The sequence below is a fragment of the Acinetobacter sp. QJM3NY_42 genome (assembly GCF_056173745.1).
Genome location: NZ_CM149689.1, coordinates 2825247 through 2839724 on the forward strand (window position 1 = coordinate 2825247; position 14478 = coordinate 2839724).

9 protein-coding genes are annotated in these 14478 nt (G+C 40.6%); 4 read left to right on the forward strand and 5 right to left on the reverse strand.

The window, feature by feature from the left end; translation table 11 throughout:
* The first annotated feature begins 199 nt into the window (after nucleotides 1–199).
* On the forward strand, nucleotides 200–874 hold the full coding sequence (tenA, locus tag AC0VYT_RS13470) for a thiaminase II (RefSeq protein ID WP_005017903.1): 675 nt from the start codon (nucleotides 200–202) through the stop codon (nucleotides 872–874).
* Nucleotides 875–981: 107 nt separating this feature from the next.
* Complete coding sequence (uvrA, locus tag AC0VYT_RS13475) at nucleotides 982–3813, forward strand: excinuclease ABC subunit UvrA (RefSeq protein ID WP_005017900.1); 2832 nt, start codon at nucleotides 982–984, stop codon at nucleotides 3811–3813.
* A gap of 249 nt (nucleotides 3814–4062) precedes the next feature.
* Here uvrA and AC0VYT_RS13480 read toward each other — a convergent pair whose 3' ends face one another.
* Nucleotides 4063–5760 (reverse strand): GGDEF domain-containing protein, encoded by a 1698-nt coding sequence (locus tag AC0VYT_RS13480; RefSeq protein WP_005017898.1) that lies wholly within the window; start codon nucleotides 5758–5760, stop codon nucleotides 4063–4065.
* A 1384-nt stretch (nucleotides 5761–7144) separates the two neighbouring features.
* Between AC0VYT_RS13480 and omp33-36 the strand changes: the two genes are divergently transcribed.
* Nucleotides 7145–8074: a porin Omp33-36 gene (omp33-36, locus tag AC0VYT_RS13485; RefSeq protein ID WP_262451551.1), complete on the forward strand. Its 930-nt coding sequence runs from the start codon at nucleotides 7145–7147 to the stop codon at nucleotides 8072–8074.
* A gap of 60 nt (nucleotides 8075–8134) precedes the next feature.
* Here omp33-36 and AC0VYT_RS13490 read toward each other — a convergent pair whose 3' ends face one another.
* Both AC0VYT_RS13490 and AC0VYT_RS13495 read right to left on the reverse strand, forming a co-directional pair.
* A complete protein-coding gene (locus tag AC0VYT_RS13490; RefSeq protein ID WP_005017893.1) occupies nucleotides 8135–10102 on the reverse strand; it encodes a BCCT family transporter in 1968 nt (655 codons plus the stop codon).
* A 165-nt stretch (nucleotides 10103–10267) separates the two neighbouring features.
* Nucleotides 10268–10963 carry an ion channel gene (locus AC0VYT_RS13495; protein ID WP_005404650.1) on the reverse strand — a complete coding sequence of 232 codons (696 nt, stop codon included), beginning with the start codon at nucleotides 10961–10963 and terminating at the stop codon, nucleotides 10268–10270.
* A gap of 346 nt (nucleotides 10964–11309) precedes the next feature.
* Here AC0VYT_RS13495 and AC0VYT_RS13500 point away from each other — a divergent pair, with 346 nt between their 5' ends.
* Nucleotides 11310–12350 carry a hypothetical protein gene (locus AC0VYT_RS13500; protein WP_005017888.1) on the forward strand — a complete coding sequence of 347 codons (1041 nt, stop codon included), beginning with the start codon at nucleotides 11310–11312 and terminating at the stop codon, nucleotides 12348–12350.
* A 48-nt stretch (nucleotides 12351–12398) separates the two neighbouring features.
* On the opposite strand, the gene AC0VYT_RS13505 is transcribed toward AC0VYT_RS13500, so the two are convergent.
* Nucleotides 12399–14114, reverse strand: a complete 1716-nt coding sequence (locus AC0VYT_RS13505; protein ID WP_005017886.1) for a cation acetate symporter — start codon at nucleotides 14112–14114, stop codon at nucleotides 12399–12401.
* A gap of 1 nt (nucleotide 14115) precedes the next feature.
* Nucleotides 14116–14460, reverse strand: a complete 345-nt coding sequence (locus AC0VYT_RS13510; RefSeq protein ID WP_005017884.1) for a DUF485 domain-containing protein — start codon at nucleotides 14458–14460, stop codon at nucleotides 14116–14118.
* Between the last annotated feature and the right edge of the window lie 18 nt (nucleotides 14461–14478).

Below are 14478 nucleotides of genomic sequence, written 5' to 3' on the forward strand. Positions count from 1 at the left end.
ACCGGAGAAGTCTACGGCATCTTGTTCCAGTAATTATGACCTGTTTTTTTTGAAGCCGGTAAAAACTTTTTGATCAGTGAGCAACCTGATGTATTAAGAAGTTTAAGTTATATTCAAGAGCTCATGGTCTTATAGATAACATCCTATAGTGTTGGGATATTTTAAGTATTTTTTAACGCTTACCTTCAGGAGTATAAAATTGCATTTTTCACAATTACTGTGGCGGGATAATCTGGGTTTATATGAACGAATCCTCAAGATGCCTTTCAACCAGGAACTGATGCAGGGAACCTTATGCAAAAAAATCTTCACTCATTATATTATTCAGGATGCACATTATCTGCTTGCCTACGGCCGTGCCCTGGCAGTTTGTGCAGCCAAAGCTGCAAATGCCGAGGAAGTGATTCAGTTTTCTGAAGCTGCACGGGTAGCAATTGTATTTGAACGTAGCCTGCATAAGGATTTCATGCAGAAATTCGGTATTAGCCCAGCCCAATTTGCAGCTACACCATTGACTCAAGCCTGCCATCATTACACATCATTCCTGAGTGCAACTGCCTGGTCAGAAAGCTATCCGGTGGTTCTGGCTGCCCTGTTACCCTGTTTCTGGATATATGCTGAAGTCGGCAGATATATTGTTGAGCATTCAGCGCCCGACAATCCCTATCAGGCCTGGATTGATACCTATGCGGGTGAAGAGTTTCATCATGCGGTAAGGGAAGTGATCATGACATTGGACCAGGTGGCTCAGCAGTGTGATCACGAGACATTAAATAAAATGCAGCAAGTTTATAAACGTGGTGCTGAGCTGGAGTGGATTTTTTGGGACAGTGCCTACCGGCAGCGGGACTGGCCTGAAGGTTTAAGTGAATAGTAAAACAATGTGACATAAACTGACGCTTTAAAATCATAAAAACTACGCTTGAACATTTTTAAAGCGCTACCATATATAGAGTTTTAAACGCTTACTTAGGACGATTCATGAGTCAAAGTCATATCCGTATTCGAGGCGCACGTACCCATAACCTCAAAAATGTGTCACTCGATATTCCACGGGACAAGTTCGTGGTAATTACGGGACTTTCGGGCTCAGGTAAATCTTCTCTTGCTTTTGATACCCTGTATGCCGAAGGTCAGCGCCGTTATGTCGAGTCATTGTCGGCCTATGCGCGTCAGTTTTTATCCCAGATGGAAAAACCGGAAGTTGATGCAATTGAAGGCCTGTCTCCTGCAATCGCAATTGAACAGAAGTCAACCAGTCATAATCCACGTTCTACAGTGGGAACTATTACAGAAATTTATGACTATTTGCGACTACTCTACGCCCGTGTAGGTACACCGTACTGCCCGGAACATGACTTGCCAATGGTGGCGCAGACTGTGTCAGAAATGGTAGATGCTGTAAAAGCCTTGCCCGAAGGAACGGCCTTGATGCTGCTGGCACCGGTAGTACGTGAACGTAAAGGTGAATACTCTACCCTCTTTGAACAGTTGCAAAGTCAGGGTTTTGTCCGTGCACGTGTAGATGGCGAAATTATTGAAATTGATACGCCACCCGAACTGGACAAGAAAAAGAAACATACTATTGAAGTAATTGTGGACCGTTTCAAAGTACGTGATGACCTGGGTAATCGTATCGCTGAATCTTTTGAAACTGCACTACGGCTCGGCGGAGATCTGGCAGTTTTATCCTGGATGAAAGATGAACATCCAGACCGGGTATTTTCGGCCAAACATTCATGTCCGGACTGTGACCGTGCGGTAGGTGATCTGGAACCACGGTTATTTTCATTTAATAATCCGTTTGGTGCCTGTCCAGCTTGTGATGGTCTGGGTACCCGTAGCCACTTCAGTGCCGATAAACTGATCCATAACCCGGAGCTGAGTATTAGCCAAGGTGCAATCCGTGGCTGGGACCGTCAGCGCCCTTATTATTATTCAATGCTACAAAAAGTAGCTGCCCATTATGATTATTCTCTGGAAACCCCGTGGAAAGACTTGGGTAAAGATATTCAGAAGAAGTTTTTATATGGTACAGGGCGTGAGAAAATTGATCTCAGCTATGTGGACGAACGTGGCCGCCGTCATAACCGGGTTATGCCTTTTGAGGGTGTATTGCCACATCTAGAACGGCGCTACCGTGAGACTGAAAGTAATTATGTACGAGATGACCTGTCACAATACTTGTCGAATGCTGCTTGTGATGTTTGCGACGGTTCTCGGCTGAATGAGATTTCACGTAATGTAAAAATTCTGGACCATACCATCAGCCAGATTACCCGCATGTCGATCGGTGATGCCGCACATTATTATGAGCATCTGCATCTGGAAGGTGCCAAAGGTGAAATTGGTGACAAAATCTTCAAGGAGATTCGTGAGCGTCTTCACTTTCTGGTCAGTGTCGGGCTGAATTATCTGAGTCTTGCGCGTTCAGCAGAAACCTTATCTGGTGGTGAAGCACAGCGTATTCGTCTGGCTTCACAAATTGGTGCCGGTCTGATGGGCGTGATGTATGTACTGGATGAGCCTTCGATTGGCTTGCACCAGCGTGATAACGACCGCCTACTGCAAACCCTGATTCGTCTGCGTGATCTGGGCAATACTGTACTGGTGGTTGAACATGATGAAGATGCCATTCGTGCTGCTGACCATATTATTGATATTGGTCCAGGTGCAGGTGTGCATGGCGGTTATGTAATTGCTGAGGGTACAGCCGATGAACTTTGCCAGCACAAAGATTCACTGACTGGCAAATATCTTTCTGGTGAGTTAAAAATCGCGGTACCACAACAGCGTGTTCAGCCGCCAAAACCGGAAAAACAAATTAAGCTGTTAGGGGCATCAGGACATAACCTGAAAAATGTTGATCTTACCATTCCCCTAGGTGTAATGACCTGTGTTACTGGCGTGTCTGGTTCTGGAAAATCCACCCTGATTAACCGGACCTTGTTACCTCTGGCAGCTACTCAGCTCAATGGAGCAACAACCTTAACACCAGAGAAATTTGACAGTATAGATGGTCTGCAATTTCTAGATAAAGTTGTAGATATTGACCAGAGTCCGATTGGACGTACCCCACGCTCCAACCCGGCAACCTACACAGGCGTATTTACACCTATCCGGGAACTGTTTGCCCAAACACAAGAAGCTAAAGCACGCGGCTATAGTGCTGGCCGGTTCTCCTTTAATGTAAAAGGTGGCCGCTGTGAGGCCTGTGAAGGTGACGGCATGATTAAGGTAGCAATGCACTTCCTGCCGGATATGTATGTACCCTGTGATGCCTGTCATGGCAAACGATATAATCGTGAGACTCTGGAAGTTGGCTATAAAGGTAAAAATATTTCCGATGTACTGGAAATGACGGTAGAAGATGCAGCTGCATTCTTCGAGGCTATTCCGGTAATTCATCGCCGTCTGGAAACACTGACTCAGGTAGGTCTCGGTTATATCCGTCTGGGCCAGTCGGCAACCACGCTGTCGGGAGGTGAAGCTCAACGGGTAAAACTGGCCCGTGAATTAGCTAAACGTGATACCGGGAAAACTCTGTATGTACTGGACGAACCTACCACAGGCCTGCATTTCCATGATATTGCCAAGTTATTAGATATCCTGCATGAGCTACGCAACAAGGGTAATACCATTGTAGTGATTGAGCACAATCTGGATGTTATTAAGACTGCAGACTGGGTGGTCGATCTTGGACCGGAAGGAGGCTCTGGTGGTGGCCAGATTATTGCTACCGGCACACCAGAGGAGGTTGCTGAAGTAGCTATTTCACATACAGGCCGTTTCTTGAAACCTTTATTGAAATAGACTCCTCAGCTGTTAAAGCCCTATTGAAAACGGTGATATATTCACCGTTTTTTTATTTTTAAACTTCATAATTTTTTACTGAGACGTTTTATGCAGTCAGATAGTTATAAAGGTTTTTTTAGCAATACCCTGTTGTTTCTATCAATAGCTTTAACAGCCGCTTTATTTATAAAAATATTCATCGAAATACAATAAGAAAAAAATTCCTAGGTTAGCGTATTCTAAAAATTTGGGAATTTAAATCTCCTACTACGCAACACTATTTCGTCCCGCTGCCTTTGCCCGGAATAACGCCTGATCCGCCTTTTCCAGCAGTTCTAACCAGTTTTCTGCGCCTGTCGCGACGCCTATACTCACTGAAACAGAAATTGAGTTACCATTTTCAAGCTTAAGATGGGCCTGCTGGACTTCAGCACGAATTTTTTCTACCACTTTCAAAACTGCACCGAACTCGACATATTCCAAGAATATGATAAATTCGTCTCCGCCATAACGAATAATCAGATCCGAAGAACGTACACTTTTTTTAAGCTGACTGGCAACAAGCTGAATAACTTGATCACCAATAATGTGTCCGTACTGATCATTTACCTGTTTAAAATAATCAATATCTACCAGAATCAGGCAAGTCTGGCTTAATTGTTTAACATGCTTTTCCAGATACTGTATGTGCTCATCCAATGCTAGGCGATTCGATACTCCGGTTAAAATATCGGTATTGGCAATATTACGCAGTTGTAATTCAAGTACATCACGCTCGGCCAGCTGTGCCTGTAGTTTTTGTATGGCTTCAAATAGCGAGAGTGGATAAAGAATATCTGAGGACTGGATACGAGCATTTTGATGACCGGCAAGCTTTAAAATCAGATTGCGTGCCCGGATTAAGGGGGTAAATACTTTATAGCGTGCATAAACCATAGTAAAAATGGCGGTAAACACAGAAATAACAGAAACAGAAAGAGTCAGGATAAATTTTTTCCATGCCTTACTGCGTACCTCTTCAGCTGTTTTAATGCTATGATCCAGCAGAAAATCCTGTAAATTAACCACTGTCAAAAATTTATCAACGATTTGTTCAGTTAACTGGGTTCCTGTCATAGAGTACGGCTGATTTTTTATACTTTCATTGATCAGCGTTTTTACCATTGGAATCGCTTTTTCCAGAAACTCTGTTTTAACTTCACCATGTAGTCTTAAATATTGGGGTGTTCTATATTTATCCTGTTGAATAGAATTAATCAGATCCCATAAGTAATAAGCCTGATACTGGGTCTGCAAAGAGCGTGCAAGATTTTCCTCTGGAATTTTCTCCTGAAAAGTGACCGCTGCAATAATATTGGAGGCCAAACGTCCAGCCTGATCACGCAGGTCAGTCAAAATTAAAATCAGGGTATAATAATCAGAGATAACGGTATTTTTCCCCACTGAATGTGAAATGACATTTTTTAAGACCTGATGAGCGCTATCCCAAGCAGCAAACATTTTCTGAATCGACCGATCAAACTGTATAGAGGTTCTTTTAGAGCGAGGAATAGCAATATAGCCATCTATAGCCTGTCTACCCTGCTCTAGCGAATGCACCACATTCTTAGATACATTTTCAGCATCTGCCGACAAGCCGGCCTTGTTTAAAATATCTACTGTTTCAGCAATATGTTTATCTACTGATTTTCGAAACTCAATTAGTTCCCTGAGATTCTGTGCAAACTCTTCTGTGGTACTCGACATGACTTTATTTGATGGGCCACGTTCTCGTGAAATCATATTTGTCAGCTCGGCCATATTACGTAGTGCAGAAATTTCTGTCAGAGCGAGGTCTGTTTTCTTGTAAGTACGATAACTGTCTATAGTCAGAGGAATACAAATAAAAAGAAGTGAAAAAATAATAACCAACATGGACCAGAATAAACGCCGGGTAATATATTCTGAACGTAGCTGGTTCTTCATCAAACATATCCCATTACAAATTCTAGTATTCAAAAATATATTTTATAAAAACTTAAGATCATAAAAGTTTCGGGCAGAGATGGCTTCTTTAGAATACTTAAACTTTACTGATGTTTTTTTAATAGAAAGTTATTAATAACCTGTTCCCCAAGAGGGGCTATTTTACCTTTTACTCTATTTTTTTCAATAGTTTAAAAATTTATCACTCTAGTTTTAAAGTCTAAGAGCTCTACAGAATACATAGAACTGTGAGTAAAAATATGAATATTTTTAAATACACTATATTTTTCTTTAAACAAAATTTATAAAATTTTATTAAAAAATCAGAACCATAATTTTAATAACTTTTCTGAAAGATAAAAGATAAATATTTTCTGCAACTATCTAATGTTTCATTTAGCTTAAATCCCTTTTCAAGTTAAAGATTAATATTTTTTCTAACTCTATAATTTTTCTATTAATTGGTTTTACCGTTTTTTAAAATATTAATTATCAATTTAACACATTTAAAAAACTGTTGCATACTACATTTAAGAACAATAAGTGAGATTTTCATCACACTTATTTGAATTCCTCAGGATGTATCTCCCAAATATTATGCATCCTTTCTGGCCCAGTTATCTCTTTTAAGCTGGGCCTTTTTTTACTTAAAATTTACTTATTTTTAGTTAAAACTTTTTTAAAATTACGCAAGTCATTTTTTGGTTTTGCATGTACAGCTCAAATTTCTTATTTTAACTGTAATTTAAAATAGCACACTGTCTAAGTATAAAACTCAGGTTAAAAAAAAGCCCAACCTTGGGGAAAGCTGGGCGGATAAACCAGAAATACGGTTTTAAAAATTCTGTGGTGCAGATATAAGTTGTATATATCTGATATAAATATTATGTGATTTTTCATGTATAAAGTAAAGTTGATTAATTTAATAAGGATTAGAAAATCTATCGCTTTTTACAATTTTGTAGAGCTAAGTCTTATCTTAATCTAACTACTAAGATAAATTCTAATTTAAAGTTTTTAGCTTATAGGGTGCTTAAAAAAGCATCTAACCTACCAAAAATTAAATGTAAAATACTTCAATTTGATTCTTCTCTTATTTCTAGAATTATTGATTAATTCTTCTATATTAATCAGTTAAAACAATCATAAAATTCTTATTCAAGACTTATTTTTTCCCAAAATTTATTCATTAATTAAGTATTACTTAACTGTTATATCGAAACTTTTTAAAAGGTTGACAGACTTTATTTCAAATGAGTAAAAAATGTTCTTTATCATATTTAGTATAATTACTCTATAAAATAATATCTTTTTACTTCATTGACTTAATAAATTGTTACAATACAATGCAGGGGTTTAATCCATTTTTAATAAACTGGTAAATATCATGAAAAAACTCGGTTTAGCCACTGCTTTACTATTAGCCATGACCGGTGCGCAAGCATATCAATTTGAGGTTCAGGGACAGTCTGAATATATCGATGCCACACTCAATGATAAAGATTTTACTGGTTCAGTAGCCGGAACTTACTACTATAAAAATGTAGATTCAAGCAAAGGGCCATTAGCTGAAGCCGCATTTTTAAACCAAGCTTCTAACATTTCTCTTGCTTACACCTATGGTAATCTTGACTTGGGTGCAGATCGTACCTTGAGCCTGGATACTGAAGCACACACTTATGGCGTAAAAGGTGAAGCATATATTCCGACTCCAGTTATTCCGTTATATACCAGTGCAGCTTATAGCCACACTAAAACAGATACAGATATATCTGAGTTTGGTACAAAATTAGGTTCTATTGAAAATAATGGCGATCGTTATGCATTAGAGCTTGGTGCACTTCTGGCACCTAATTTCCTGGTAGCAGTAGGCTATGCAAATATTGCTGATCCTTTTGCTCTAGACGCCAACAATATTATGTCTAATGGTATTCTAAAAACTGTAGGTGAAGCTGCAACTGCCGGTTTTACTAATCAGCGTCTTTCTCAAGATATCGTAACTGCCCGCACTAAATATGTAGGCCCAGTTGATGGTACAAATGCATCAGTTGGTTTTGAAGCCGCCATGATGCATGCAGACAGCAACAATGCATATCAGTTAAAAACTGATGTCTACTTTACACCAAAATTTAGTGTAGGCGCTTCTTATGCTGAATCTAATTTTACTGATGTAATGGATTCAGCTTGGGGAGCAAACATTAACTACTTTATTACTCCAGCAGTTGCAGTAGGCGCAAGCTATGTTAATGCAAACGCAGTAGGTATAGATGCAGATACTCAAACTTTAGGAGTTAACGCCAAATTCCGTTTCTAATCTGTTAACAGATTAAGGAACTAAAAAAGGACTCCATTGGAGTCCTTTTTATTATTGCATTTAACTGCGTATGACGTTCAGGAAGTAAAGATGACGTTCATACTGGTCCAGAATATCCTGAAGCAGATCTTCTTGCGTCCATTCCATAACATCATAATTTTGTCCTCCCTCTCTTAAAAACACCTCAGCCTGATAATATTCATGGTCGGTAGCTGATCGGGCTTCAGTCATAAAGCTCGGAGGTGTAGTTTCACGTGAAACCACTTTATAGATAAAATTAATCTCATTCCGATGATCCACCCTTAATAGCAATCCGTCCTCAAGAGTTTCTATGCTCACCTCAAGATTACGACGTTTAAACTCATGCTGAATATGCTGAAATGCCTGAGCAACTGTAGACTTTATATAATGCTCTACTTCATCACGACTATGTGGATAATGCATAATTAGGCCCAGACGCTGTTGCCAGCTGCGCGGGTTATGAATAGCACGCGGTGTAATACGTGCCTCCTGAATAGCCTGCATTTTCAAACTGTCTAATCTTAATGCCTTGAGCAACCCCCAGCAGATGAGCAACATAATAAAGGTAAATGGCAAAGCACTCATAATAGTGGCGGATTGTAATGCACCTAAACCACCAGCCATCAGCAGAATAATAGCCAGCAACGCCATAAGTACTGTCCAGAACAGCCGCTGCCAGGCAGGAGACTGATCCGTTTTAGAGGTGAGATAATCAGTAACCAGGGCGCCTGAATCGGCAGAGGTCACAAAAAACAGCATGACCAGAACAGTTGCTAAAATACTACTTACTCCAGACCAGGGTAACTGGGTCAAGAATTCAAACAGCGCTACAGAAGAATCAGTTTTTACAGCTTCTAGCAGACTGCTATTTCCTTCAAACATCACATTATATAGCGCTGCATTACCTATGAATCCCATCCAGATAATTGTAAAACCTGTAGGGATCAGCAATACGCCTGCAATAAACTCACGAACAGTACGTCCCCTTGAAACTCGGGCAATAAACATACCCACAAATGGTGACCACGAAATCCACCAAGCCCAGTACATGATAGTCCAGCCACCAATCCAGCCATTAGGCTGATAGGCATATAAGTTAAAAGTCATGCTGAACAGGTTAGATACATATTGTCCTGCTGTCTGGATGGTGGTCTGCAATAAATAAATGCTGGCGCCAGTTAAAAATATGAAAGCCAGCAGTAGCAATGCCAGAATGAGGTTGAGTTCAGATAAACGCTTAACGCCCTTATCCAGACCTAAAAAGACCGAGAGTGAAGCAATACTGCTTACCACAACAATTAAAATAATCTGAGTCAGAATACTCTGCTCCCAGCCAAACAGATAATTCAATCCCGAGTTAATCTGTGTTACACCAAAACCCAGAGAAGTGGCAACCCCGAATATGGTCCCAATTGTGGCGAAAGTATCGACTCCATCACCAATTGGTCCATAAATACGCTTACCAATTAAAGGATATAAGGCTGAGCGGACTTTTAATGGAAGCTGATGACGGTATGCAAAATAAGCCAGTGACAACCCAACAACTGCATAAATAGCCCAGGCATGTAAACCCCAATGGAAGAAAGTAACACGCATAGCCTGTTGTGCTGCCAGTACGGTCTCCGGCTGGCCACTTGGCGGACTGACATAATGCATGATGGGCTCAGCAACACCAAAGAACATTAAGCCAATCCCCATACCTGCAGTAAACAGCATGGCAAACCAGGAAGGATAGGTATAATCAGGTTGACTATGATCTGGCCCAAGTTTGATCCGGCCCATGGAAGACACAGCAATACCTGTTAGCAGGATTAAAAATAAGGCAACCGATAAAACATAAAACCAGCTGAAAGAATCAGTAATCCACTGATTTAATTTTTTGGTCAGAAGTTCAAATGCATCGGGAGCAAAAATAACAATAGCTAAAAAGATCAGGATAATCACAACCGTGCTAATAAACACATTAGGATTAACATTGGAAAACCAAGCTTTGGACTTGGAAGACATAGGTGATTTACCCCCATATATTTTTTTAATAAAATGACAGATTCTGCGGTCAACATGCATTCCGCTAAGACATTGTAAAGACAAAGAATACTGAACCAGTATTCAGAGTGATATATTAAATTAACTTACAAATGAAAGCCGTTAACTTCCTGTAAAGGAGAATTTTCAAGATTTGTCTTTATTCGTACGGGGTGAATGTGAAATATATTGCAGCACAATAAGTCTTGAAACGATAAGTGCCAGATACATTACTCCACCAAACATCTGTAACATTGCCAGAACACGTGCCGCCGGACTGACTGGCATCAGATCTGCAAGACCCGTAGCTGACTGGAGGCTAAAGCTTAAAAATAGAAGATCCAGCCAAGTTTGCAATGGCCCTGTCCGATTTGGATTGTGAAAGCTATAAGGAACTACCAGTTGGCAGATGTTATAAAGAAAGGCAAAACCCCAAGCGATCAAGGTAAAGACTGCGGCCGCTGCAAAAAGCTCATCCTTAGTAAGATAACGGTCAGCAAACATATAGCGGATCAGTCCATAAGCCGCACAGAAATAGGCACTTGCTTCAAAAGCATGGGTAGTAATGATCAGACCCACATGTTCATAACCAAAAAGTATGGGCACAGAAAAAATAAAAGCACCACCGACAAAAATGAGACCGAGTGCGGTGTAGGCTGGAGTCTGGCGTATCATTTTTGCCACTAGTAATAGTGCAATCACGCCCAGTAACCAGGTGACAGAACGAGACGGTGTGCTATCATTGCTGAGCAAAGATAAAATCAGTATAAAAAATTGTAATAAAACTAACTGGGCGGAAGGTAATAAACGAAAACCTTTCCAGAATCTAAGAAGTACACGCAAGCTTGCTTTTAACCCAGCCATTTTATGATGTAGCCATTATTATTTATTAATTAAATGGAGTGTGGCGAGACCTTATAAAAAGAAAGTATAAATTTATAAAATCTTATATTAAGAAATGTAACACTAACTCTGTGCCTGTAAACTCTACGTCTACAGCTTTTCTTTCAATTAATCTTTTAAAAACAACAATTTTAAAATTTTATCTAAAAAATATCTCTGAAGCCTATGTCTATTCAATTTTTACAAAACAATGACATTAAAAAGACCCATATCCAGAATTTTAGAGTAAAAATTCTAATTCGTTTTTAAGTCTAAAAAAACAAATAAAATTAAGGAAGTACATTTTATGAAAAAGCAGATTAGCTTACTTGGCTTGGCTTTAAGCTCAACTTTACTGGTAGCCTGTGGAGGAGGCGGAAGTTCCGATGACGCTACTATCAGTACACCACCAAATGTGCCTAATGAAACAATTTCGCCAGAATTATCAGAAGAATTCGTGCCTTTTGAAGACCAGAGTATTCTGGACAAGGTTCGCGATAAAATCACTGGTGATCGCAGCAATGAGACAGACTATAACGTTGCATTAGGCCACATGGTTGGAGAGGTTTTTGCAGACTATCCTTATGGCCGGACTGGCAGACTGGTACAGATTTATAATCTGGGTCTAAATAGCATCAAGTTTCCAAACCGACTTTGTGCAGAAGTAATTACGAATGGCTCAGTAAAGACTTTAAGCCTAAAACAGGATAAGGAAAACTGTATTATTCTCGATAAAACTTATCGTCAGGGCTCAAGTATTACCCAAACCGTAAATGGTGATACCACTACTTTGAAATTTACCAATGTGCGCTATGGTTCAAATGTAGATTTTAGCCTGAAAGATGATTACCTGATTTCAGGCAGTATTTCCTATCGGGAAACAACAACTACAGCAGGTAAAGAAAAGGCTTATCAGGTTGATCAGTTGGAATTTCAGCGGGTCAGCAAGGATGCTAATGCACCAGCTGGCGGAACAAACTATAATGAAACCAGTAAAGAGTACCTGCAAGTCAGAAACTATAACTACCGTTTAGCCGATGAATATGGCAGCGGAAGTAATGGAATACGCACTCTTACCACCAGCGGGACAATTATTGGCCAGCCTTACCAGGCAGATTTCCGTTATAGCTTTAATTTTGAGACCACTACACCCTTTAAAATGGCTGAAACCATATCTAACAATTATAAGCATTTACCTACTGAGGGTAATTTAAAAATACGTGACACCTACAACCAGATGATTGATGTGCGCCAGAACCAGCCTGAATCATTAAAAGCTACTGTTTATTTTAATGGTAGTGAAATTGCTGACCTGTACTGGTCAACTATTATTGGTGACAAGAAATAATGAATTAATAAAAAGCCCCGCAATTGCGGGGCTCTTTATTTGAATTAATTAGTGATCTTGAGCACCGGAAGCTCCGATACCAGTCATAGAACGTACAAACTGGGCATCGAATTCTTTACGTTCACGCTGTGCACGCGCTGATTTATCAGTTACAGAGAACAACCAGCAGCAGAAGAATGAAAGTGGCATAGCAAAGATTGCAGGGCCATTAAAAGGGTTAATTGGCGTATCAGAAATACCGAGTGTATCCACCCAGACTGCTTTAGACAGTACAATCAGAATTACAGCAAGTGACAGACCCACAACACCACCGGCTACTGCACCACGTGTCGTCAGCCCTTTCCAGAACATAGACAGAACAAGTACCGGGAAGTTAGCACACGCAGCAACCGAGAATGCCAGACCTACCATGAAGGCCACGTTCTGCTTCTCAAACAGGATACCTAAAATCATTGCAAAGATCGCAAGGCCCAGAGTGGCAATTTTAGACATGCGAAGTTCAGATTCAGGCGTAGTCTGCCCTTTTTTAAATACGTTTGCATACAGGTCATGCGAGATTGCAGAAGCACCTGACAGGGTTAAACCAGCCACTACGGCAAGAATTGTGGCAAATGCTACCGCTGAAATGAAGCCCATGAACAGGTCGCCACCCACAGCATCAGCCAGATGGACCGCAGCCATATTGTTACCGCCTACAAGCTCTAACTTGCCTGTAACCGCCATTTTCGCTACATCAATGAATTGTGGATTATTCGATACATACAAGATTGCACCGAAACCAATGATGAAGGTCAGCAGATAGAAGTAACCAATGAAACCTGTTGCTACAACCACTGATTTACGTGCTTCTTTTGCATCTTTTACTGTAAAGAAACGCATGAGGATATGTGGAAGACCAGCAGTACCAAACATCAATGCAAGTCCGAGGGAAATCGCATCAATTGGGTTCTCTGCCAGTTTGCCTGGTCCCATGATTTTGCCTGCTTCTGCCAGTGTAATATCATGGACTTTAGCGAAAATCTGGATAGATTGGTCAAACATTGCGGTAAAGCTGAAGCCAACACCTTTCATTACCATAAATGCCATGAAAGTTGCGCCAGAAAGCAGCATTACAGCCTTGATGATCTGTACCCAAGTGGTAGCCAACATGCCGCCGAACATTACGTAAGCCATCATCAGCAGGCCAACAATTACAACCGCAATATTATAGTTCAAGCCAAATAGCAGTTTGATCAGCTGTCCCGCACCGACCATCTGTGCAATGAGGTAAAACGCGACCACGACCAGTGAGCTGATTGCTGCCAAGGTACGAACCGGTTTTTCTTCCAGACGGAATGACACCACGTCTGACAGGTTATATTTACCCAAGTTACGTAGACGCTCTGCAATCAGGAACAGAACAATTGGCCAACCAACCATGAAGCCTAACGAGTACAGCAGACCATCGAATCCTGAACTGAACACCATGGCAGAAATACCCAGGAACGATGCAGCAGACATGAAGTCACCGGCAATCGCCAAACCGTTCTGGAAACCCGAAATACCACCACCTGCAGTGTAGAAGTCTTGAGTTGACTGAGTCTGTTTGGCTGCCCATTTGGTAATGAACAATGTAAGGCCAACAAAAATCACGAACATGATAATTGCATGCCAATTCGTAGCCTGCTGCTCAGCCGCACCCAGATCAGGGCCAGCCATAGCCAGACCAGAAGTTAAAAATGTGGACGCAGCAAATACTTTTGCTTTACATGAATTCCATTTCATATTAGTGCATTCCTTTAGTAGTCGTAGACTCTTGCGCGATTGCCTCGACTTCTTTCAAAGCTTCTCTGTTAAGTTCATCAAGTGTGTTATTGGCGATATATGAATACACTGCACATAATACAAATGACAGGACAATAATGCCGAGGCCTAAAGGAATTCCCCAAGTTGTTACCCCGCCACTAAAAGAACTCATCAGGAATTCTTTGTTATAACCTACCAACAGCATGAAACCAACATAGACAAACAGCATAATTGCAGTTAATGTCCAGCTGAGATTTCTTTTCTTGGCCACCATCTCTTTAAATTTTGGATTTTGTAGAATTCGTTCTACCTTAAGCTCATCCATAACCTTGCTCCTTAATCA

What these genes read in the sequence shown, in the direction of transcription:
- AC0VYT_RS13480 (WP_005017898.1), bottom strand. Translation starts at nt 5,760, where the DNA reads ATGAAGAACCAGCTACGTTCAGAATATATTACCCGGCGTTTATTCTGG.
- AC0VYT_RS13500 (WP_005017888.1), top strand. Translation starts at nt 11,310, where the DNA reads ATGAAAAAGCAGATTAGCTTACTTGGCTTGGCTTTAAGCTCAACTTTA.
- AC0VYT_RS13510 (WP_005017884.1), bottom strand. Translation starts at nt 14,460, where the DNA reads ATGGATGAGCTTAAGGTAGAACGAATTCTACAAAATCCAAAATTTAAA.
- AC0VYT_RS13505 (WP_005017886.1), bottom strand. Translation starts at nt 14,114, where the DNA reads ATGAAATGGAATTCATGTAAAGCAAAAGTATTTGCTGCGTCCACATTT.
- uvrA (WP_005017900.1), top strand. Translation starts at nt 982, where the DNA reads ATGAGTCAAAGTCATATCCGTATTCGAGGCGCACGTACCCATAACCTC.
- AC0VYT_RS13490 (WP_005017893.1), bottom strand. Translation starts at nt 10,102, where the DNA reads ATGTCTTCCAAGTCCAAAGCTTGGTTTTCCAATGTTAATCCTAATGTG.